The sequence below is a fragment of the Flavobacterium sp. UBA7682 genome (assembly GCF_002482945.1).
Lineage (GTDB): Bacteria > Bacteroidota > Bacteroidia > Flavobacteriales > Flavobacteriaceae > Flavobacterium.
This window is the reverse complement of record NZ_DLGY01000007.1, coordinates 112,450-136,056: the sequence shown is the minus strand read 5'-3', so window position 1 is coordinate 136,056 and position 23,607 is coordinate 112,450. Positions and strand designations below refer to the sequence as shown.

At 38.5% G+C, this 23,607-nt stretch carries 14 protein-coding genes; 12 read left to right on the top strand and 2 right to left on the bottom strand.

Annotation, left to right across the window (positions count from 1 at the left end):
- From B3C16_RS01550 to B3C16_RS01510, 9 genes are all read left to right on the top strand, one after another.
- On the top strand, window positions 1-3,000 hold a 3,000-nt coding region (locus B3C16_RS01550), incomplete at its 5' end, for a hypothetical protein (protein ID WP_291127991.1).
- A gap of 68 nt (window positions 3,001-3,068) precedes the next feature.
- Window positions 3,069-3,575 carry a hypothetical protein gene (locus B3C16_RS01545; RefSeq protein WP_121312001.1) on the top strand — a complete coding sequence of 169 codons (507 nt, stop codon included), beginning with the start codon at window positions 3,069-3,071 and terminating at the stop codon, window positions 3,573-3,575.
- 343 nt (window positions 3,576-3,918) lie between these two features.
- Window positions 3,919-4,896, top strand: coding sequence for a ribonucleotide-diphosphate reductase subunit beta (locus B3C16_RS01540; protein WP_121312000.1), 978 nt, complete (start codon window positions 3,919-3,921; stop codon window positions 4,894-4,896).
- A 126-nt stretch (window positions 4,897-5,022) separates the two neighbouring features.
- Window positions 5,023-7,455 carry a ribonucleoside-diphosphate reductase subunit alpha gene (locus B3C16_RS01535; RefSeq protein ID WP_291127986.1) on the top strand — a complete coding sequence of 811 codons (2,433 nt, stop codon included), beginning with the start codon at window positions 5,023-5,025 and terminating at the stop codon, window positions 7,453-7,455.
- A 418-nt stretch (window positions 7,456-7,873) separates the two neighbouring features.
- Window positions 7,874-8,731, top strand: coding sequence for a hypothetical protein (locus B3C16_RS01530; protein ID WP_291127983.1), 858 nt, complete (start codon window positions 7,874-7,876; stop codon window positions 8,729-8,731).
- Window positions 8,732-8,808: 77 nt separating this feature from the next.
- Window positions 8,809-9,030 carry a hypothetical protein gene (locus B3C16_RS01525; RefSeq protein WP_291127980.1) on the top strand — a complete coding sequence of 74 codons (222 nt, stop codon included), beginning with the start codon at window positions 8,809-8,811 and terminating at the stop codon, window positions 9,028-9,030.
- Window positions 9,031-9,033: 3 nt separating this feature from the next.
- Complete coding sequence (locus B3C16_RS01520; RefSeq protein WP_291127977.1) at window positions 9,034-9,531, top strand: RDD family protein; 498 nt, start codon at window positions 9,034-9,036, stop codon at window positions 9,529-9,531.
- Window positions 9,532-9,533: 2 nt separating this feature from the next.
- Window positions 9,534-9,986, top strand: coding sequence for a GNAT family N-acetyltransferase (locus B3C16_RS01515; RefSeq protein ID WP_291127974.1), 453 nt, complete (start codon window positions 9,534-9,536; stop codon window positions 9,984-9,986).
- A 56-nt stretch (window positions 9,987-10,042) separates the two neighbouring features.
- Window positions 10,043-11,377, top strand: coding sequence for a deoxyguanosinetriphosphate triphosphohydrolase (locus B3C16_RS01510; protein ID WP_291127971.1), 1,335 nt, complete (start codon window positions 10,043-10,045; stop codon window positions 11,375-11,377).
- On the opposite strand, the gene B3C16_RS01505 is transcribed toward B3C16_RS01510, so the two are convergent.
- Both B3C16_RS01505 and B3C16_RS01500 read right to left on the bottom strand, forming a co-directional pair.
- Window positions 11,374-11,733, bottom strand: coding sequence for a hypothetical protein (locus tag B3C16_RS01505; protein WP_291127969.1), 360 nt, complete (start codon window positions 11,731-11,733; stop codon window positions 11,374-11,376). The two genes, B3C16_RS01510 and B3C16_RS01505, sit on opposite strands and share 4 nt — an antisense overlap.
- 276 nt (window positions 11,734-12,009) lie before the next feature.
- The gene (locus tag B3C16_RS01500; protein ID WP_291127966.1) at window positions 12,010-13,803 is read right to left on the bottom strand and encodes a 1-deoxy-D-xylulose-5-phosphate synthase; all 1,794 of its coding nucleotides are present in this window, start codon (window positions 13,801-13,803) and stop codon (window positions 12,010-12,012) included.
- Window positions 13,804-13,840: 37 nt separating this feature from the next.
- Here B3C16_RS01500 and B3C16_RS01495 point away from each other — a divergent pair, with 37 nt between their 5' ends.
- The 3 genes from B3C16_RS01495 to pbpC all read left to right on the top strand — a co-directional run bounded on the left by B3C16_RS01495 (window position 13,841) and on the right by pbpC (window position 22,582).
- A complete protein-coding gene (locus B3C16_RS01495) occupies window positions 13,841-14,284 on the top strand; it encodes a nucleoside deaminase (protein WP_291127963.1) in 444 nt (147 codons plus the stop codon).
- Between the two features lie 130 nt (window positions 14,285-14,414).
- Window positions 14,415-20,087 carry an alpha-2-macroglobulin family protein gene (locus tag B3C16_RS01490; protein ID WP_291127960.1) on the top strand — a complete coding sequence of 1,891 codons (5,673 nt, stop codon included), beginning with the start codon at window positions 14,415-14,417 and terminating at the stop codon, window positions 20,085-20,087.
- 119 nt (window positions 20,088-20,206) lie between these two features.
- The gene (gene pbpC / locus B3C16_RS01485) at window positions 20,207-22,582 is read left to right on the top strand and encodes a penicillin-binding protein 1C (RefSeq protein WP_291127957.1); all 2,376 of its coding nucleotides are present in this window, start codon (window positions 20,207-20,209) and stop codon (window positions 22,580-22,582) included.
- Window positions 22,583-23,607: the final 1,025 nt, after the last annotated feature.

Genomic DNA, 23,607 nt, shown 5'->3' with positions numbered 1-23,607 from the left:
AATACTTCCGGAAGTATTACGCGTGGCGTTACGATTGGGAATAATCAAAATGCTTCCGTCACGTCCAATCTCGATTTACAAATCACAGGAAAAATTTCAGATAAAGTTTCGCTTCGTGCCTCGATTCAGGATTCCAATATTCCTTTGCAAGACAATGGTTATTCGCAAAAGTTGGATGAATTTGACCAAATTTTCATCGAATTATTTACCGATAAATGGAACATTCGCGCCGGTGATTTATTCCTCGAAAACCGACAATCGCGCTTTTTGAATTTTAACAAGAAAGTGCAAGGATTATCTACGCGTTTTACTTTTGGTGGCGAAGAAAACAAAACAGAGATTTTTGCTTCAGCGGCTTTGGTTCGCGGGCAGTATGCCAAAAGTGCGTTTACCGGACAAGAAGGCAATCAAGGTCCGTATAAATTACGCGGGAACAATGGTGAATTGTATGTGTTGGTGATTTCAGGTTCCGAACGGGTTTATGTTAATGGAATTCTGAAAAAACGCGGCGAAAACAACGATTACATCATCGACTATAACGCCGGAGAAATTACGTTTACGTCATTGTTTCCAATTACTTCCGAAATGCGAATCGTCATTGAATACCAATATTCAGACAGAAGTTACACCCGATTTGTGACTTATGGCGGAGCAAATCACACGTCGAAGAACTGGAGTTTAGGCGGTTATTTGTATTCTGAAAATGATGTTAAAAACCAACCGTTGCAACAAAGTTTGTCACCTGAACAAGTCGCTATTTTGGCCAATGCCGGCGATGATGTCAACCTGATGAATGCGCCTTCAGCGTATTTAGATACCTATTCTGAAAATAAAATTTTGTATAAAAAAATCTTTGTAAATACCGTAGAAGTTTTCGAATATTCTAACAATCCTGACGACGAATTATATAATGTAAAATTCACTTTGGTCGGAAACAACCAAGGGAATTACACCTTAACCAATACCGCCGCTATCGGTCGAATTTACCAGTATATCGAACCAGTTGCCGGTATTCCTCAAGGGAATTATGAGCCAATTACCCGATTGATTGCGCCAACGAAAATTCAAATCGCAACAGTTTTAGGAAAATACAATCCGAATGAAAAGACTTTGGTTGATTTCGAAATTGGTTTAAGCAACAATGATCAAAACTTGTTTTCTGCGCAAGATGACAACAATAATAAAGGTGTTGCCGGAAAGCTGAATTTCAAGCAAAGATTGTTTTCCAAAAAATGGCAAATTGATGCGTTTGGAAATTACCAATATGTACAGGAAAATTTCCGAACCATTGAGCGTTTGTTTAATATTGAATTCAATCGTGATTGGAATTTAACCACTTTTGAAGGGAATCAGAGTTTGTTGGTCAACGGTTTAGATTTTACTTTGCCCGAGAAAGGAAAGTTGACTTATCAATTTGAAAAGTTAGATTTTTCAGAAAGCTTTTCGGGAAATCGTCATTTGGTGAATGGATTTTTCAAACTTAAAGATTGGAATTTATTCCAAAACACCAGCGTTTTAAACAGTGATGGTAATTATGCTAAGTCTACTTTTATCAGGAACCAATCACAAGCCCGATATCATTTTAAAAAGAATTGGGTTGGCGGTAGTTTACGCTTAGAAGACAACAAGGAAAAACTGGTGGCTACGAATCAATTGTCAGCCTTGAGCCAAAGATTTACTGAATATGGCGCTTTTGTCGGTCGAGGCGATAGTACAAAAGTTTTTGTCGAATTGGGTTATTTGCAACGCGTGAACGACAGTTTGCAAAACGGTTTTTTACAAAAAGTAAATACTTCGCATTCCTATTATTTAAAATCAAAATTGATTCAAACTGACAAAACCAATTTGGCTTTATTTGTCAACTACAGAAATTTGAAATTTGAAGATGCGACAAGAGGAAACGAACCGTCTTTAAACTCAAGATTGTTGTACAATGACCAGTTTTTCAAACAATTTGCCCAAGTCACGACAGCTTATGAAACTACCTCCGGAACGATTGCTCAACAAGAGTTTACCTATCTCGAAGTCGAATCCGGACAAGGCGTTTACACTTGGATTGACTACAACAACAATGGAATTCAAGAATTACAAGAATTTGAAATCGCGCCATTTCCCGATCAAGCGAGGTATGTTCGGGTGTTTTTGCCGAATCAGATTTTTGTCAAAACCCATCAGAACAAGTTTTCACAATCGCTTACCTTGAATCCGGTGCAATGGCAAAATGCTAAAGGTTTTAAGAAAGTGCTGTCTCATTTTTACAACCAAACGTCGTATTTGATAGAACGAAAAATTCGTCGAAACGGAGACAATTTCGATCTCAATCCGTTTTCCAAAGACGATGACAATTTGTTAGGATTGAATACCAGTTTTCGTAATAGTTTGTTTTACAACCGCGGCAAACAAAAACATTCCACAACTTATACTTTTACCCAAAACGAGCTCCAAACGCTCCTTTCAGTTGGTTCACAAGAAAGCGAAAACAAATCGCATCAATTGCAGTACACGCATTTATTTCAAAAAACCTGGTTGTTTAATTTGGGCGCCAAAACCATTAAAACTACTTTATTTTCTGAAAATTATGCCAGCAAAAATTTTGAAGTCAAAGCCTATCAAATCAACCCAAAAATTTCCTATTTATTTAATAAAAATGCCAGTTGGGATATATTTTATGAATACCAAAACAAAGAAAATCAAATAGGCAATTCGGAGCAATTAAAGCAAAGTCGTTTCGGGACTTCGTTTTCTTATGCCAGTGAAAAGAAGTTTACGATGAATGGCGAATTTTCCTTGTATGACAATAAGTTTGTTGGCGATGCCTTATTACCGGTGGCTTTTCAAATGTTAGAAGGATTACAACCGGGGAAAAATTTGACATGGAGATTGTTGTTGCAAAAGAATTTGACTCAATTTTTAGATATCAATATCAATTATCAAGGCAGAAAAACCGAAACCAGCAAGACGATTCACACCGGAAATGTTCAATTGAGAGCATATTTTTAATGGTAAATAATACTTTGCATTTATTTTTTTCTTACTTTTAGTCTAGGTAAATATTTAAATTAATCACGATGAAAAAACTATTTTTAATGTGTTTTCTTTTTGCTTTTATAGTAAACACGAATGCTCAAGAAAAGCTTACAGATCAAATGAAGACGGCCAAAGCAACTTCAGAAAAGGCTTTAAAGGAAAAAGAAGCTAAAGCCAAAGCGGAGAAAGAAGCCAAAACACGTTTGAAAAAAGACGGCACACCGGATAAGCGTTTTAAAACCACAACCAAAGCACCTTTAAAAAAAGACGGCACGCCGGATAAGCGCTATAAAGTAAAAGAAAACAAAGCATCAGCCACCGGGAAAGCAAATTCAGCAGCCGGAAAAGCAAAAGCAACAGCCAATAAAACAGAAGCCAAAACTAAAAAAACAATAAAAGAAAGAGTCTCCAACGAGAAAGCACCTAAGAATAATAAAGACAAGGTGACAGGAAATTATAAAGGTAAAAAAGTGTATACCGGGCCAAGAGGAGGAAGGTATTATATTAACTCTAATGGTAATAAAACCTATATTTCGGATGACAAATAAGAAATAAAAGTACACTTTGCAGAGAGCGGTTTTTTCAAGCGAAAAACCGCTCTTTTTTTAGGCTGAAAAAACCGCTTTCAGAAGTTGCTGAAATGTTAAAATTTACCCATCAGTAAATTCTTAACTTCCTTTGTTTTAGGGCTTTTTGACGTTTTTCAAAAAACTAATTTATTGAAAATCAACAAGTTGAAATATGTTCAAAAAAATTAAACAAAACGCTTATTTGTTAAAAACTAGAGCCGATTGTGAATAAGTTTGGCTTTCATTTTACGTTTCGTTTGACAATCTTTGTAACAGACAGATTTTAATAAAAATCACCCCAATAATCAATAATAATTTCAAAATGGCTGCTATCGAACCAATATTACAAGAAAACAAAAACCGCTTCGTGATTTTCCCAATCAAACATCATGATATTTGGGATTGGTATAAAAAAATGGAAGCCAGTTTTTGGACGGCCGAGGAAATCGACTTGCACCAAGATTTATCCGATTGGAATAACAAGTTGAGCAACGATGAAAAATATTTCATCAAACATATTTTAGCTTTTTTCGCCGCTTCTGACGGAATTGTAAATGAAAATTTGGCCGAAAATTTTGTAAATGAAGTACAATATCCGGAAGCCAAGTTTTTCTACGGTTTCCAAATCATGATGGAAAACATCCACAGCGAAACTTATTCGTTGTTGATTGATACCTATGTAAAAGACGAAGCCGAGAAAAATCAATTGTTCAACGCCATTGACGTTTTTCCTGCCGTTAAGAAAAAAGCCGATTGGGCAATGAAATGGATTAGTTCCGATTCATTCGCCGAAAGACTAATCGCTTTCGCAGCCGTAGAAGGAATTTTCTTTTCAGGTGCTTTCTGTTCGATTTTCTGGTTGAAAAAACGCGGTTTAATGCCGGGATTGACCTTTTCTAACGAATTAATTTCTCGTGACGAAGGCGTTCACTGCGATTTTGCCGTGCATTTGCACAATCACCATTTGGTAAACAAAGTTTCTAAAGCCAGAATTACCGAAATCATCACTGACGCTTTGACTATCGAAAGAGAATTTATCACTGAGTCGCTTCCGGTAAGTTTGATTGGGATGAACGCCAATTTAATGACACAATATCTAGAATTTGTAGCCGACAGATTATTAGTTGAGCTTGGGTGCAAAAGAGTTTACAATTCTAATAATCCTTTCGATTTCATGGATATGATTTCGTTACAAGGAAAAACCAATTTCTTTGAAAAACGCGTAGCCGAATACCAAAAAGCAGGCGTAATGTCAAAAGATACCGACGATCAAAAAATCAGTTTCGACGCTGATTTTTAAAAATATTTCAAATTTTTTTGAAGTTTTCTGTGAGGCGAAAGTTTCATGGGAAGTTAAGGGATTAACAAAAACAAAACAAGTAACTCGAAGTAGCGAAGGGATTTTCTATTTCACAAAACAAAATTTATGTACGTAGTAAAGAGAGACGGTCACAAAGAACCGGTAATGTTTGACAAAATCACAGATAGAATTAAAAAACTATGCTATGGTTTGAATGAATTGGTAGACGCTGTAAAAGTAGCGATGAAAGTTATTGAAGGTTTGTACGATGGAGTAACTACTTCTGAATTAGATAACCTAGCTGCGGAAACAGCCGCATCAATGACAGTAACACACCCGGATTACGCTCAATTAGCCGCTCGTATTGCGGTATCTAACTTACATAAAAACACCAATAAATCGTTCTCAGAAACAATGAACGAAATGTTTCACTATGTAAATCCTAGAACGAACCAACAAGCACCATTGCTTTCAGAGGAAGTACATCAAGTTATTCAGGAAAATGCCGAGTTTTTAAACTCTCACATCATATACAACCGTGATTTTAACTACGATTACTTTGGTTTCAAAACCTTAGAGCGTTCGTATTTGTTAAAAATCAATGGTAAAATCGTAGAACGTCCACAACACATGTTGATGCGTGTATCGGTTGGAATTCACTTAAACGACTTAGAATCGGTAATCGAAACTTACGACTTAATGTCGAAAAAGTTCTTTACCCACGCAACACCAACATTATTCAACGCAGGAACACCAAAACCACAAATGTCGTCTTGTTTCTTGTTGTCGATGAAAGATGACAGCATCGATGGTATTTACGATACATTAAAAAACACGGCGAAAATTTCGCAATCAGCCGGTGGAATTGGTTTGTCAATTCATAACGTTCGTGCAACCGGTTCGTACATTCGTGGTACAAACGGAACCTCCAACGGAATCGTTCCAATGTTGCGTGTATTCAACGACACGGCGCGTTACGTTGACCAAGGCGGCGGAAAAAGAAAAGGGAGTTTTGCCATTTATTTGGAAACTTGGCATGCCGATATCTTCGAATTCCTAGATTTGAAAAAGAACACCGGAAAAGAAGAAATGCGTGCGCGTGATTTATTTTTCGCGATGTGGACCTCAGATTTGTTCATGAAACGCGTAGAAGAAGATGCGCAATGGACTTTAATGTGTCCAAATGAATGTCCGGGATTATGCGACGTTTACGGAGACGAATTTGAAGCCATGTATACTTCTTACGAAGCACAAGGAAAAGGAAGAAAAACGGTAAAAGCACGTGAACTTTGGGAGAAAATCCTCGAATCACAAATCGAAACCGGAACACCATATATGTTGTACAAAGATGCAGCAAACAGAAAATCGAACCAAAAGAATTTGGGAACCATTCGTTCGTCTAACTTGTGTACCGAAATCATGGAATACACGTCTGAAGACGAAATTGCCGTTTGTAACTTGGCTTCTATTTCGTTGCCAATGTTTGTCAGCAACAACAAATTCGACCACGAATTGTTATTCAACGTAACCAAACGCGTAACCCGCAACTTGAACAAAGTAATCGACAGAAATTACTATCCGGTAAAAGAAGCCGAGAACTCTAACATGCGTCACCGTCCGGTTGGATTAGGCGTACAAGGTTTGGCCGATGCGTTTATTTTATTGAGAATGCCATTCACCAGTGATGAAGCGAAACAATTAAACCAAGAAATATTCGAAACCTTATACTTTGCCGCCGTAACCGCGTCAATGGAAATGGCCAAAGAAGAAGGACCATATTCAAGCTTTAAAGGTTCGCCAATTTCGGAAGGTTTATTCCAACACAACCTTTGGAACATCAAAGACGAAGAATTATCAGGACGTTGGGATTGGGCAAGTTTGCGCAAAGAAGTAGTAAAACATGGTGTGAGAAACTCATTATTGGTAGCACCGATGCCAACGGCTTCTACGTCTCAAATCCTAGGAAATAACGAAGCTTTCGAACCTTATACTTCTAACATTTACACGCGTCGTGTATTGTCGGGAGAATTTATTGTGGTAAACAAACACTTGTTGATGGATTTAGTAGAAAGAGGTTTGTGGGACGAAACGTTAAAGCAAGAAATCATGCGCAACAATGGTTCCGTGCAAGGCATCGACAGAATTCCGGAAGACTTAAAAGAACTCTACAAAACCGTTTGGGAAATGTCGATGAAAGACATTATCGATATGTCAAGACATAGAGGTTATTTCATTGACCAATCACAATCGTTGAACTTGTTTATGCAAGATGCGAACTATGCGAAACTAACGTCAATGCATTTCTACGCTTGGAAAAGCGGCTTAAAAACCGGGATGTATTACTTGAGAACTAAAGCTGCGGTGGATGCGATCAAGTTCACTTTGAACAACGATAAAAAAGCCGAACCAATCTTATCCGAACCGGAAGCAGTAGGTGTAGAAGTAGTAGCACCAAACGAAACCGGAGAAATGACCGCTGAAGATTTTGCCGCGATGGTAGAACAAGCCAGAGCCGCTGCCGCAAATGGTGGTGATGATTGCGAAATGTGTGGATCGTAATTAGAGAATAGAAATATAGTATAAAAGGCTTCGTTTATCGAAGCCTTTTGTGAGTATTAACGATTAAATTATTTGCTGAGGTAAAGAAAAACAAAACAAAAAAGCATAAAAAAAGGGACATCTGTGAAGTCCCTAATTTGGAAAACTTAAAAATAATAGGCCGGGAAGCTTTTAAAATTAAGTTATAAAGATGATGAGGTTACCTCACCTACTTTTTTCATACACCAAATGTAGAAAAACGAAATCTTCTTTCCAATAAAATTACTCGCAGAATTTATAAAGTTGATAAATAATTTCAAAAAGTTCAATCTTTTCAAGGGTTGTTAATGAAGTTATCAACAAAGAAAATTCATATTAATTTTAAAAATAAAGAAAGATGACACATCTTAACATTTATCGATTTGAGTTGCTGAATAAAGTGAAAGAGCAACAAGTTTTAAGCTTCTATAATGAAGAAGAGGATTTTTTAGACACAATGGACGATTTTTTGAACTATGTTTTTCAAAACATAAGAGATTATATCGACCCACAAGGAAAGTACCGAACTTTCACATTAAGCAATCCTCAGAAAAAAAATCAAGAAAAAAGAATAATTTCAGGTTTTTTTGATTCGGCTTATACTGGTGAAAGAGGGAAAATTAAAGATAGAAAGACAAATAGTGTCAAGTTTAAAGTTGACCATAAAGATCTTTTTAGCAAAGATTTCTTCTTTTTAATTTATGTTCCAAAAGGGACAAAATATGGTTTTTTAATAGTTCAGCGAAAAGAAAACCATGGCGTGAAATTAATATTTGAAAGTGCTTTCAATAATTTCATGAGAATGAAAGGCGTATCAAATTACTCTTTAATCCTTAAGCAAGCACCACCAAGATATTTTATCCAAAACTTTCTTGAAAATGGTCGCTTAAAAGAATTCAAATTAGTTGAAAATGATTTGCATGAAGAGTTTTCAGAACAGAAGTTTGATTTTGGAAGAGAAGAAAGAATTTTCAAAGTGAATAAATCAAGAGAAAGCCATATTCTAAAAGAGGTACTGATAGAATTGTATAATTCTTTTGATGTTGAAGCAGAAAAGATCCATTTTTTGGATAAAGGAAAGTTTGATGAGATTTCTTTTGTTTTGGAATACAAAGGCACAACTAAAACTTTTTATATAAGAAATAAAGAGAAAACGAGGTCGAATATTGACGTTTCAAATCAAATTGATTACGTGAATGGTGAACCTTCAATGGAATCCATGATTAATGTTGCACTTGAAATTCTCAAAGTAGCATAAAACCAACAAAGAAAACAGCTGTCAATTTGATAGCTGTTTTCATTTTAACTACTTTTGAAAACTATAAAAAAAGAATCATGTCAAAAGAAAAAGGAGTTTACACCGGCATCATAGAAAAAGACGAAAACGGAAATTATTTCTGTGGCGAATATTTATTGGATTATAAATACACCGAAGCGAGTTTTAAACTCGGAGATGAAATCAACATCAAAACGGTCATTGCCAATCCGAGCGATAAAAGTTTCAATCAATACCCAAAGAAATCGAGGAATTTCTTTTTGGCCAACCAGAAAGAATAAATTATGGAACAACGAAAGCCGTTTACAGTATCTGATGAACTTTTGGCTTCCCACGGTCAAAGGTTTCTGAATTTATTAATCGATACCGTAATGCAACTCATCTTGTTTTTTATAGTCTTGGTTTTTATTGTGGCCAAAGCCGAAGCCAGTGGCGACAAGACTTTTGTGAACAGTTTGCCGACCAATACTTTGGCACAATACACCATTACTACTTGTATCGCGCTGTTTTATTACAATGTTTTTGAAATATTCTCTGCCAGAACAGTCGGCAAATGGATCACCCAAACCATAGTAGTAGATCAAAACGGAGAAAAACCCCATAACGAAATGATTTTGATGCGTTCGTTGTGCCGATTGATTCCATTTAATGCGTTGTCTATCATCGGTTTCCCGGCGCGCACTTGGCACGACAGCATTTCCAAAACCTATGTTGTCGATAAAAGAGCATTGGAAGCAGAAAAGCGATTGTTTTATACCGCAACAACACTTAACGAAGAATAAGAATGATTTCAATAGTCAGAACCACTTCGGATAACAAAGATTTTGGTGATTTGGTCATCCAACTCGATGCTTATTTGAGAATTCTAGACGGTGAAGATCACGCCTTTTATGCCCAATTTAATAAAAGCAATTTGCTCAAAAATGCATTAGTTTGTTATGAAAATGACCTAGCGGTTGGCATTGGCGCTTACAAAGAATACGATTCAGAAACCGCTGAAATCAAACGAATGTACACGTTGCCCGAATACCGAGGAAAAGGAATCGCCAAAGCCATTGTAACCGAATTGGAACTTTGGGCCAAAGAAGAAGGTTATCAATTTGCCATACTCGAAACCGGTTATCTCCAAAAAGACGCCATTGGTTTATACCAAAAATTAGGCTATGAAATCATTGATAACTTTGGACAATACATAGGCGTTGAAAACAGCGTTTGCATGAGGAAAAGTCTAAATTAAAAATGTATTTTTGATGGACTTATATCTAAAATTTAAAATCTAATATTTAATATTTTATGACCTGGGAACAACTTTTATCTCTAAAACGCCAAGGCGACACCGGCAAAAGATTGCGCATCGAACAAGACGACACACGTCTCGGCTTTGAAGTTGATTATGATCGTATTATCTTTTCATCGGCTTTCCGCAGTTTACAAGATAAAACCCAAGTGATTCCATTGTCGAAAACCGATTTCGTGCACACGAGATTAACGCACAGTTTGGAAGTTTCGGTAGTTGGTCGTTCCATAGGAAGATTGGTTGGTAAAAAAATCATTGAAAAATACCCGTATCTAAAAGAAATTCATGGGTATCACATGAACGATTTCGGAGCCATTGTCGCCGCTGCAGCCTTGGCACACGACATCGGCAATCCGCCATTCGGACATTCAGGGGAAAAAGCGATTGGTGAATATTTTGCTATCGGTAAAGGCCAACAATACAAAGACCAATTAAGGCCCAAACAATGGCAAGACTTAATCGATTTTGAAGGCAATGCCAATGGATTTTCAGTCTTAACGAGTTCGCGTCCCGGAATTGAAGGCAGTTTGCGTTTGTCTTACGCAACATTGGGTGCTTTTACCAAATACCCGAAAGAAAGTTTGCCTAAAAAACCCACTAAAAATATAGCCGATAAAAAATACGGTTTCTTTCAATCTGATGTCGCTTTTTTTAAAGAAGTTGCCGAAGAATTGGGCATGATTTCCAACAAAACCGGAGCAGATGTGGGTTATGAACGCCATCCGTTAGCGTTTTTAGTGGAAGCCGCCGATGATATTTGCTACACGATAATCGATTTTGAAGACGGAATCAATCTCGGCTTAGTTTCCGAGGATTACGCATTAGAATATTTAATCAAATTGGTCAAAGACACCATTGACGCCGCGAAATACCAAACGTTAACCACCAAAGAAGACCGAATCAGTTATTTGCGCGCGTTAGCCATTGGCAACTTAATCAACGATGCTGTTAGGGTGTTTGTTGAAAATGAAGAAGCGATTCTGAAAGGTGAATTCCATTTCGCCTTGACGGATAAAAGCAAGTACAAAGCCCAAATGGACGACATCATTAAGCTAAGTGTAAAGAACATTTACCAAAGCAGAGAAGTGATTGAAAAAGAGCTTTCGGGTTACCAAATCATCAACAATTTGTTGGACAAATTCATTACGGCTTACAACAATACGTATAACGGCAACGCCACAAATTACGATAAGTTGTTAATGAAAATCCTTCCGGAGAAACACCATTTGGAAAAAGAAAGTCTCTATGAAAGATTGCTCCACATTTGTCATTTCATTTCCATGTTAACCGACGGAAAAGCGGTACAGTTGAATAAGATTGTGACGGCTTAGATTTTACCTTTTTGTATTTCGAGCAAAATATCATTTTGTATTTTCAACACTTTGTTCTCTTCTTGTAACTGTGCTATGAGTGCGTCTTTCTCCTGATTAATCTTATCGGTATTGGGTTGGTTTTTAGTAAAATGTTGTGGCAACTTATCGGCCATATCACTAAAGAAATTATGCTGCAAGGCATGGCAAATCTCCGCCAAAACAGCAGTTTGCATGGTGCTTTTTTGTTTATACTGCTTAACGGACAGCGGAATTCTTCCAATCATTTTTCCTAATGCCGGATTTGAAATATGTTTCTCTTTTATCACTTTGGTTAGTAAAATGCCGGTGTGAATATTGTTGAGTCCGATTCTCATAACAAGTAATTTTAGCTTGGTTAAACAAATTTGTATAGTAAATGTATAAAATAAGTTATTATAACTATAGATTTAATATTTAAAAGTATATATAAATTTGTTAGAAGTAAATTCTTAAGCATTTAAAGCTTAAGTAAAGCTGTTAGAAGTATAAGTGAAGTTGTTAGAAGTATAAGTGAAGGTATAAAAAGTAAAAAAGACGATATTAAAAGTATCTATAAGAGAATAAAAGATATCCTCTGGCGGATTTATTATAACTTATTGACAAAGCAACTCCTAATCTTCTTCCTCTTCTTCCAATAAAGTAGAGAAAAGCGATTTCAAACCATCGACATCAATGTTGCAGAATTGTTGCAGCTCGTCAACAGTGCCGTGTTCGATAAAATAATCGGGTACGCCACAAAGATAAATTTCGTTGACATAATCATTTTTGGCGGAGAACTCCAAAATCGCGCTTCCAAAACCACCGGTGGTGACACCATCTTCGACTGTAATGATGGTGGAGAATTTGTCGCAGATTTTGTGTAGTTTCTTTTCGTCTAAAGGCTTGATAAACCCAAAATGATAATGCGCAATATTATCGGAATCTTCTATTTCGTTAATAGCTGCAGTAACATTATAGGCAATCGTTCCGGTGGATAAAACGGCAATTTTTTTACCTTTTTTCAATTTCTCCGCTTTCCTGATTTCAATTTTTTGAAAATCGGTTGGCAATTTCCAATCGGTATTTTTCCCACGGCCACGAGGATAACGAATCGCAATAGGATGTTTCAAACCTAACGAAGCGGTGTAAAGTATGTTTTGTAAATCGATTTCATCTTTCGGCGCATAAATTATCAAATTCGGAATACAGCGCAAATAGGCAATATCAAAAACACCGTGATGCGTTGCGCCATCTTCACCCACTAATCCGGCTCGATCCAAACAAAAAATTACCGGAAGATTTTGCAAAGCCACATCGTGTATCACTTGGTCATAAGCGCGTTGTAAAAAGGTCGAATAGATGTTGCAAAAAACCACCATGCCTTGCGTCGCCATTCCGGCCGAAAGGGTTACGGCGTGTTGCTCTGCAATCCCAACATCAAATGCACGTTTCGGAAACGCATCCATCATAAATTTCATTGAACTTCCGCTGGGCATTGCCGGTGTAATCCCAATGATTTTGGGATTGTTTTTAGCCAATTCGACTAAAGTTAATCCAAAAACATCCTGAAATTTTGGCGCCAAATTTTCAGTAGAAGTTTTGTGAATTTCTCCGGTTGCGGCATCAAATTTTCCAGGCGCGTGATACTTCACTTGGTCTTCTTCGGCTTTTTGTAAACCTTTGCCTTTGGTGGTGATGAGGTGTAAAAACTTGGGTCCTTTAACTTTTTTGAGTCGCTCTAATTCTTTGATTAATGTCGGTAAATCATGACCGTCAATCGGCCCTGAATAATTAAAGTTCAACGATTTAATCATGTTGTTCTGTTTCGGATTTTTGCCTTCTTTAACCGCAGTCAAATAGTTTTTCAAGGCACCAACACTTGGGTCAATTCCGATAGCGTTGTCATTTAAAATTACCAATAAATCCACATCAGTTACTCCGGCATGATTCAAACCTTCAAAGGCCATTCCGCTGGCAATAGAAGCATCGCCGATAACTGCAATATGGTGTTTGTTTTCGCCTTTCAATTGGGAAGCAATCGCCATACCCAAAGCAGCAGAAATTGAAGTAGAAGAATGGCCTACGCCAAAAGTATCATAAACACTTTCACTTCGTTTCGGAAAACCGGAAAGTCCGCCGAGTTGGCGATTGGTATCGAATTTGGTTCTTCTTTCGGTTAAAATTTTATGACCATAAGCTTGATGACCAACATCCCAAACCAATAAATCTTCGGGTGTATTGAAAACATAATGCAAAGCAATCGTCAATTCGACGACACCCAAACTTGCGCCAAGATGGCCTTCTTTTACCGAAACAATATCAATAATAAAAGCACGCAACGCTGCCGCCAATTCGGGCAATTGAGCTACGTCTAATTTTCGCAAATCAGCGGGATTGTTAATCTGTTCAAGCAATTTTTTAACCATGAGACAAATGTACGAATTGAAATTGTATTTTTGTTTTATGGAAAATCCTTTCACCGACGAATATTTTATGAAAAAAGCTTTGCAGGAAGCTGAACTGGCTTTTGAAAAAGGCGAAATTCCGGTCGGAGCCGTAATTGTAATCGATAATAAAGTCATCGCAAGAACACATAATCTTACCGAAATGCTCAACGATGTTACGGCTCATGCCGAAATGCAAGCCATTACTTCGGCAGCGAATTTTATCGGTGGAAAATACTTAAAAGGCTGTGCTTTATATGTCACTTTAGAACCATGTCAAATGTGTGCCGGAGCATTGTACTGGAGTCAAATTTCTAAAGTAGTTTTCGGCGCTTCAGATGAGCAACGTGGTTTTCAAAATTTGGGCACACAACTTCATCCGAAAACCCAAGTAATTAAAGGGATTTTGGCCCAAGAAGCTTCGGATTTAATGGTGCGCTTTTTTGCTTCAAGAAGGAAATAAAACTTTAAGAAAAATATTCCTAAAAAATAATTCATAACATCAATAATATTTTAATATTTTTAACGTTATAATGCTAATTGGGAAAAATTTTCCAAGGAATAAGTTCTAACAAATAATCTCTTATTAAACGATGAAAACCAGTAAGATTCTCGGTTTGCTTGTTGCCGTTTTTTTATGGCAATCCTGTTCTAAAAAATCGGCCTCCGATTTTGATTCAGATCCATTACTCTACAAAGATTACATTACAGGATTTTCATCGGGATTTGTCTCGGTCAACTCGGACTTTAGGGTTCAATTGGCCTTCAACAAAAGCGATTGGAAGCCCAACCAAGAGTTAGAGGAAGACTTATTCGACATTTCACCTAGTGTGAAAGGGAAAGTAGTCGCATTATCTCCCAACACTATTGCGTTTATACCTAAAGAAAAATTGGAACAAAACACTTTGTACCAAATCACGCTACATCTTTCAGAAATCACGAACAATGTTCCCAAAGAACTCAAAGATTTCAACTTTTCGGTAAAAACGATTAAGCAGGATTTTATAGTCAATACTCAGGATTTGCAATCTTACAGTAAAGATTGGTATTACTTAAACGGAAATCTGAAAACGGCAGACAATTTGAGTTTTGAAGATGCCCAAAAAATAATCGAAGCCACTCAAAAAGATAAAAAACTAAAGATAAAATTCGACAAAGCAGTAAGTACCGCTACCGATTTTAAATTTATGATTGACAGTATCCAACGTTTTGACGATGACACGGAAATCATTATCAATTGGGATGGAGACGATGTTGATATCGACCAAAAAGGTGTGGCCAAATTCCCGATTCCGGGCAAAAATCAATTTAAAGTTTTAAAGATTGAAGTCGGCGATGCCAACAACCAATCCGTACTGATTAATTTTTCTGACCCATTAAAAAAAGACCAAGATTTCAAAGGATTAGTGGCCATTGAAAATACCGCCAATCTCAAGTTTACTACAATGGGTAACGTACTCAAAGTCTTTTACAATAAAGAACCTGCCTCTAAAGTTGACAAAGGCATTGCCAATGAAGCTGTTGCTGTCGCAGAAGTGTATGATTCCACAGCGGTTGATACCGTCGCAGCGGTTGCTTTTGAAGAAATTGTTGAGGCAGTTCAATCTCAGGAAACGGGTTTTTCAGGAACTAAATTGATAGAAGTTTTTCAAGGCATTGAAAATATCGATGGGTATAAAATGAAGAGCAATTATTCTGAAAGGTTGCAATTTGACCAAATCAAACCCGGCGTAAAGTTGTTGAAAAGCGGAACTATTTTACCAAGTTCCAATAATTTAAAAATCAATTTCGAAGCGGCCAATCTGAATGCAGTTGATGTCAAAATTTTCAAAATCTATAAAAATAATATTCTGCAGTTTTTGCAAAATAATGAACTCAACGGTACTCGAAATCTGAGACAAGTAGGTCAATCTATTGCGAAATCTAAAATCGAATTAAAACAAAATAATCTCATCGATTACACCAAGTGGAATACCTATGCTTTAGATCTTTCCAAAATTATCAAACCGGAACCCGGAGCGATTTACCGTGTGGAATTCTCGTATAAAAAGGACTATTCGATGTACAAATGTACTTCGCAAACCACTTCAGAGGACGAAGAAGACGAAGGCTATTATGAGGAAAGCAATAACGATGAAGAAGTTGATGAAAATGATGTGAATTACAGCAACAGTGGATATGATTATTATTATGAGCAAGATTACGAATGGCGCGAAAGCCAAGACCCGTGCTCGGATTATTATTTTTACAACACGAGATTAGGGACTAATATTTTAGCCAGTGATTTAGGGGTAATTGCCAAACGCGGTACCGATAAATCTATCGTGATTGCAGTAAGTGATATCATTTCTACCGACGCTGTTCGTGGAGCCAAAGTCGATTTGTACAACTACCAACAACAAAAAATAGCTTCTTCAACTACAGATGGCGACGGAATGGTTTCTTTCCAGTTAGAGAAATACGCCTATTTCGCTATCGTGAGTGACGGTGATCAAAGTACGTATGTGAAATTGGACGATGAATTGTCTTTGTCCGTGAGTAACTTCGATGTTTCCGGAGAAACTTTACAAAAAGGATTGAAAGGCTATATCTATGGGGAACGAGGCGTCTGGCGTCCGGGTGATACGGTGTATTTGTCTTTTATTTTAAATGATAATGCGAATAAACTGCCGGCATCACATCCGATTAAATTAAAAATGAACGACCCGAACGGTAAAACCGTTTACGAAGCCGTTCAAAAACTAAATGATCTCAATCATTACAAATTTATCATTCCAACCGAAACTGAAGACATTACCGGAAATTGGGAAGCGGTAATCAGTATTGGTGGCGCTCGTTTTTACAAAAGCATCAAAATTGAAACCATCAAACCAAACCGTTTGAAAATCAAAAACAGTTTCAATGAGCCAATCCTTTCGGCGAGTAAAGACAATGTAAATAATATCCAAGTGTTGTGGTTGCACGGCGCTGTTGCCAAAGATTTAAAAACTGAAGTCCAAGCCAAGTTCTCCCAACAGGTAACGACATTCAAAGGTTTTGACAAATACGTTTTTGATGATCCAACGAAAAGTTTCTATACCGAAGAAATCAATATTTTTTCCGGAAAAGTAGACGCCCAAGGTCGTGCTTCCATTCCAATCAAACCAACGATTCAAGGGCAAGCACCGGGAATGTTGCGTGCCGCTTTTATTACTAAAGTCTATGAAAACGGCGGTGATGTGAGTACCGATGTGGCTTCGACTTCTTATTCGCCTTACCAAACGTATGTCGGAGTAAAATCGCCTGAGCCTAATAAGTACGGCATGATTGAAACCGGCAGAAGCAACCGTTTCGACATCGTAACCGTTAGTGAAAATGGTCGTCCGCGTTCGGTAAAAAACTTACAAGTGAGCGTTTACCGTTTGCAATCGCGTTGGTGGTGGGATGCTTCCAATGACAATCTGTCGAACTATAATACTTCGAATGCTACGATTGGTTATAAAAATTTCTACACTAATACCGATGCGAGTGGAAAAGGCAGTATATCCTTTGTTGTTCCCGATGAAGATTGGGGTAATTATTTAATCCGTGTAACCGATCCAATCGATGGTCACGCCACCGGAATAAAAGTCTATATCGATATGCCTTGGTGGTCTGCCAAAAGCAGAAGCACCGATGGAGAATCGGCTACGATGTTGAAATTCTCTACCGATAAAACCAATTATGCCGTTGGGGACAAAGCCAAAATCTTCTTCCCATCGAGCGAAGGCGGAAGAGCAATGATTTCAATTGAAAACGGAACCAAAGTGTTGAAAACCATTTGGACCAAAACCAAAAAAGGAGAAACCACGGTCGAGTTGCCAATCACCGGCGACATGGCGCCAAATGTATACATCAATATTTCGTTATTGCAACCTCATGCTTCTACCAAAAATGATTCGCCAATCAGAATGTACGGTATCGTTCCAATTGAAGTAGTCGATAAAAATACCGTTTTAGAACCCGTTCTTTCTATGCCGGATGTACTTCGCCCTGAACAAACGATCAATGTGAAAGTTTCTGAAAAGAAAGGCAAAAGAATGACTTATACTATCGCGGTGGTCGATGAAGGGTTATTGGATTTAACCCGATTTAAAACGCCAAATGCTTGGACCAGTTTTTACACTCGAGAAGCTTTAGGCGTAAGAACTTGGGATATTTATGACCAAATCATTGGTGCCTATGGCGGAAAAGTCAACCAAGTATTCAGTATTGGTGGTGATGCTGATGCCGGTGGTGGCAAAGCCAAAAAAGCGAATCGTTTTAAACCGGTCGTGATGTATCTCGGACCATTTGAATTGAATGGCGGTTCCAAAACACATAAAATTACTTTGCCAAAATACATCGGTTCGGTTCGCACTATGGTTGTAGCCGCCGATTCTAAAACCAGTGCTTATGGTATGGCAGAGAAAGCCACGCAAGTGAAAAGTCCGTTGATGATATTGGCTTCGTTACCGAGAAAAATTTCGCCTTCGGAAAAAGTAACGATTCCGGTAACGCTTTTTGCTACGGAGAAAAACATCAAAAATGTAACACTACAAATCAAAACCAATAGTAGTGTTAGAGTTGTTGGAAACGCCAGTCAAATAGTGAAATTCACCGAACCTGATGAGAAAATGGCGTACTTCAATTTAGAAGTTGGCGCAACAACCGGTATTGGTAAAATTGACATCATCGCGACTTCCGGTGCAGCAAAATCGACTTACACCGTTGAAATTGATGTGACCAATCCGAATCCGGTGACGAATGACTTTACCGATGTGGTGATTCCGCCAAATAGTTCTAAAACGGTAACCTGGAAAACCTTTGGCGTCAGCGGAAGCAACAAAGCCAAAATGGAAGTTTCTTCGGTACCGACAGTCGATTTCGGAAGGAGATTGGATTACTTAATTCAGTATCCTCACGGTTGTGTTGAGCAAACGACCTCTTCGGTATTTCCACAATTGTATTTGACGGAGATTATGGATTTAGATGCAACCTACAAACAAAAAATTCAGAAAAATGTTACTGCCGGAATTCAACGTTTGGGTAATTTCCAACAAGCGAATGGTGGTTTGTCATATTGGCCGGGCAATTCTGATACCGATGATTGGGGAACTTCTTATGCCGGACATTTCTTGATAGAAGCCGAGAAAAAAGGTTATTTGTTACCGATTAATTTCAAAACAAAATGGATTTCGTACCAACAAAAGCAAGCCAAACAATGGCGTTACGAAAAACAATACGGCAATGATTTTGCTCAAGCGTATCGTTTGTACACTTTAGCCTTAGCCGGTTCTGCCGATTTGGCGTCGATGAACAGACTGCGTGAAACCGTTGGTATTTCTAACGAAAGTAAATTGCGTTTGGCGGCGAGTTATGCTTTGGTCAAACAAAATGCTGCCGGAATGTCGTTATTGAGTAAATCGTTTATAGATGAGCAAGCCACAGACAATAACTATTACCATTATTATTACGGTTCAGCCGATAGAAACAGAGCGATGGCGTTGGAAACTTTGATATTGTTAGGTCAGAAATCAAAAGCGTTTGCTATGGCGACTAAATTGGCCAAAAACCTTTCGAGCCAACAATGGATGAGTACGCAAACTACCGCTTATGGGCTTTATGCGATGGCAAAATTTGCCAAGTCGAATGGTCCTAAAGGCGTATCTATTTCGTATACGAATGCCGGAAAATCGGAAGTCATCACGACAGATAAAACGATAGCACAACGAGACTTAAGTATAAAAATGGGCAATAATTCGGTGACGATTAAGAACAATAAAAAGAATACGTTGTTTGTTCGCGTCTTGAATAGCGGTATTCTTCCGGTGGGAAGCGAAAAACCTATGCAAAATAATGTAACAGCCAATGTGGTTTTCAAAGACCGAAAAGGCAAAGCCATCAATGTTTCGAAAATTGCACAAGGCACCGAATTCTATGCAGAAGTGACATTGACCAATCGCAAAAACGAAAGAGTAGAGAACATCGCCTTGTCGCAAATTCTGCCTTCCGGATTTGAAATTGTGAACACGCGTTACACTGATTTTGGAGATGCAACCAGCAACGTAGCGGATTATATCGACATTCGTGACGACCGCGCCAATTACTATTTCAGTTTGAAAGCGGCTGAAACTCGACAGTTTAAAATCTTGTTGAACGCTTCTTATTTGGGTAAATATTATTTGCCGGGATTGCAGTGTGAAGCGATGTACGACAACGAGTTTTTAGCACGCACTAAAGGCCAATGGGTGGAAGTGATAAAATAAAAGGTTAACCGCAACGACGCCAAGCAAGCGCCAAGTTCGCCAAGAGATATGTTTTTCTTTGCGAACTTTGCGTAATACTTCGCGAACTTTGCGGTTAATTTTCTTTTGTAGTAAACAAAATGAAAGCAAAACTCAAAGCGTTCCTACAACGCATTTCCAATTGGATTAAAAGCAACCAAAAGAAATCAGCCATCGGATTTGTGCTGCTGGTGGTGTATTACTTTTCATTGCCGAGAGTTTTATTCCAAGAGCCTTACGCCACCGTAATCGAAAGCAACGATGGCGAATTGCTGGCCGCGAAAATCGCACGAGATGGACAATGGCGTTTTCCCGCGCAAGACAGTGTTCCCGATAAGTTTAAAAAATGTATTGTCTATTTCGAAGACGAACATTTTTATTACCATCCGGGATTTAATCCTGTGGCGATGGTTAAGGCTGTTAAGCAAAATCGTAGTGCCGGGAAAGTCGTTCGCGGCGGAAGTACCTTAACCCAACAAGTCATTCGTTTATCCCGAAAAAATAAAAAGAGAACCTATTTCGAAAAAGGAATCGAAATGATATTGGCGACGCGTCTAGAATTTCGTCATTCCAAAGAAAAAATCATCGCATTGTATGCCGCGCATGCGCCTTATGGTGGCAATGTGGTTGGATTGGAAATGGCTTCTTGGCGGTATTTCGGCGTGCAATCGTATCAACTTTCTTGGGCGGAAAGTGCGACTTTAGCAGTTTTACCGAATGCGCCTAGTTTGATTTATCCGGGAAAAAACCAAATCAAGTTGCTGCGAAAACGCAATACTTTGTTGCTCAAACTTTACAACGAAAAAATCATTGATAAGTTGACTTATGAATTAGCAGTTAAAGAACCACTTCCGCAAAAACCGTATAATCTGCCTCAAATTGCACCGCATTTGCTACAAAGAATCGCGAAAACCGATGAAGGTAAACGCATCAAAACAACTGTTGATATTTCGTTGCAAAATAGGGTGAACCAAATCGCGCAACAATATTACAACCAGTACAAACAAAACGAAGTCCACAACTTGGCTATTATGGTGATTGATATTCAAAACCGCAATGTGATTAGTTATGTGGGCAATTCACCAACGGACAAAGACCACGATAAAGATGTTGATATTATTGGTGCGCCGCGAAGTACGGGAAGTATTTTGAAGCCGTTATTGTTTGCCTCGATGCTCGATGAAGGCGAATTGTTGCCCAATACTTTAGTAGCTGATGTACCAACGCAGATTTCGGGTTACACACCACAGAATTTTAACCTGACGTTTGACGGAGCTGTTCCGGCGCAACGAGCTTTATCGCGTTCGTTGAACATTCCATCGGTGTTGATGTTGCAGGAACACGGCGTACATAATTTTTATGAATTGACGCAGAAATTAAAACTCAAAAACATCAACCAACATCCCGATCATTACGGTTTGTCGTTGATTTTAGGCGGAGCTGAGAGCAATCTTTGGGATTTGTGCCGTACTTATGCGAATATGTCGTCAACTATTAATTATTTCAATCAATCGAGCGGAAAATACAGAACCAAAGAATTCACCGAGTTGAATTATGTCAACGGTTTCGAGCAAGATTATGGCGACGATAGTTTTCAGAAAACGATACTTGGCGCCGGTTCGATTTATTTGACGTATAATGCGATGAAAGAAGTCAATAGGCCGGAAGGCGATGAAGCTTGGAAGTTTTACGATTCTTCGTTGGAACTGGCTTGGAAGACGGGAACGAGTTTTGGAAACCGAGATGCTTGGGCGATTGGCACGAATTCTCGTTATGTCGTTGGCGTTTGGGTTGGCAACGCGAATGGCGAAGGCAGGCCGGAATTAACCGGTGTTGGAAGTGCGGCCCCGATTTTGTTTGATGTCTTTAATTTATTGCCGAGAAAGAAATGGTTCCAACCGCCGTTGAATGATTTGGAGGATGCTGAGGTTTGCAGTTTGAGTGGTCATTTAGCCCAAGATGACTGCCCAAAAACGAAACAATTAATCACGCGCAGAGGCAAGAAAACTTCGGCTTGTCCTTATCATAAATTGGTGCATTTGGATGCCACGGAACAATTTAGAGTAAACAGCAGTTGTGAAGACGTGGATAAGATTGTGTCCAAAAAATGGTTTGTGTTGCCGCCGGTGATGGAATGGTATTATAAGAGTTTGCATATTGATTATAAACCGTTGCCACCATTTCGTGAGGATTGTAAGCAAGACCAAAAAGCGGCGATGGATTTTATTTACCCGAAAACCAACAGTAAAATTTATTTGGCCAAAGATTTCAATAGTAAGGTACAGCCGGTGATTTTAAAAGTGGCTCATTCGAATCGTGAAGCGAAGTTGTATTGGTATGTAGATAATGAATACAAAGGCACGACGCAAACCTTTCACGAAATGCAGATTGAAGCGGAAACCGGGATTCATTATATTACGGTGGCGGATGAATTTGGGAATGAGATTAAGAGACGGGTTGAACTCATAAAGGATTAGTTGTCATCCTGAGCTTAGCCTGCACTGAGTTTAGCCGAAGTGTCGAAGGAAAAAAAGTCCTCCTATTTATATAGAAGGACTTCAATGCTGTCGAACCGCCGTGTAGCTGATCGGTTTTCACATATAGTGCCGATGTTAGGTTAATACATGTACGAAGGGATGGAAAATACATGCCCTGTTACAGCATCCTCGACGAACTGTCATCCCTCGTCTTCGTATCGACAGCCATACAAATTTACCTTGTATTTATTGGCAATAGATTATATCATTTTATTTTTAATTTATAATATAATACGGTAATTGCAAGGAACAACCTTAAACTTTGACGAAATGCAAATTGAAGGCGAAACTGGGATTCAATATTTGTAGAATATTTATTTGTATTAATCAAAATCCCGTTAGGGATTCAATATTGTTAGCAGAATATTAATTTAAATTGATTAAAATCCCGTTAGGGATTATACAATCTGGCCAATACCGATACACAAATTCATATCCAATTTGTTTTCGCAGTAAAAATATCTTGACGGATTAATTTATTTATTTTTCAAAGACCCAATTTGATTATATCATCCCTAGCGGGATTTTCTCTATATGAGTTTTTGTTGTTACCCAAATCAAATCCCTAGCGGGATTTCTTTTCAAAAACGTTTATTGCTTTTCCTGCGAGGCGCCGGGGAGGATTAGCGCGGCGTCTTTTTTGATGCCGCGGTGCCGTGTTAAATTGGCCCGGCAGTTTTTTTGATTAGCGCGGTACCGCGCCAGATTAGCCCGGTGGTTTTTTTAGTTAGCGCGGTAGCGCGCTTGATTAGCCCGGAGGTTTGCAGGTTGGCGCGGCACCGGGGAGGATTAGCGCGGTGGTGTTTTCGGGGAGCGCGGTGCCGGTGGGAGACCTAGCAAGTTGAATTATTTCAATCCACAATAGTAACCAAAAGCCACAAAAAAAACCGCCACTCGAGTATGCTCGCGGCCGAAGAGGCTGAAAGCAATCTCACGAAAGGCGGTTCTTGTCGTTCCTATCTTGG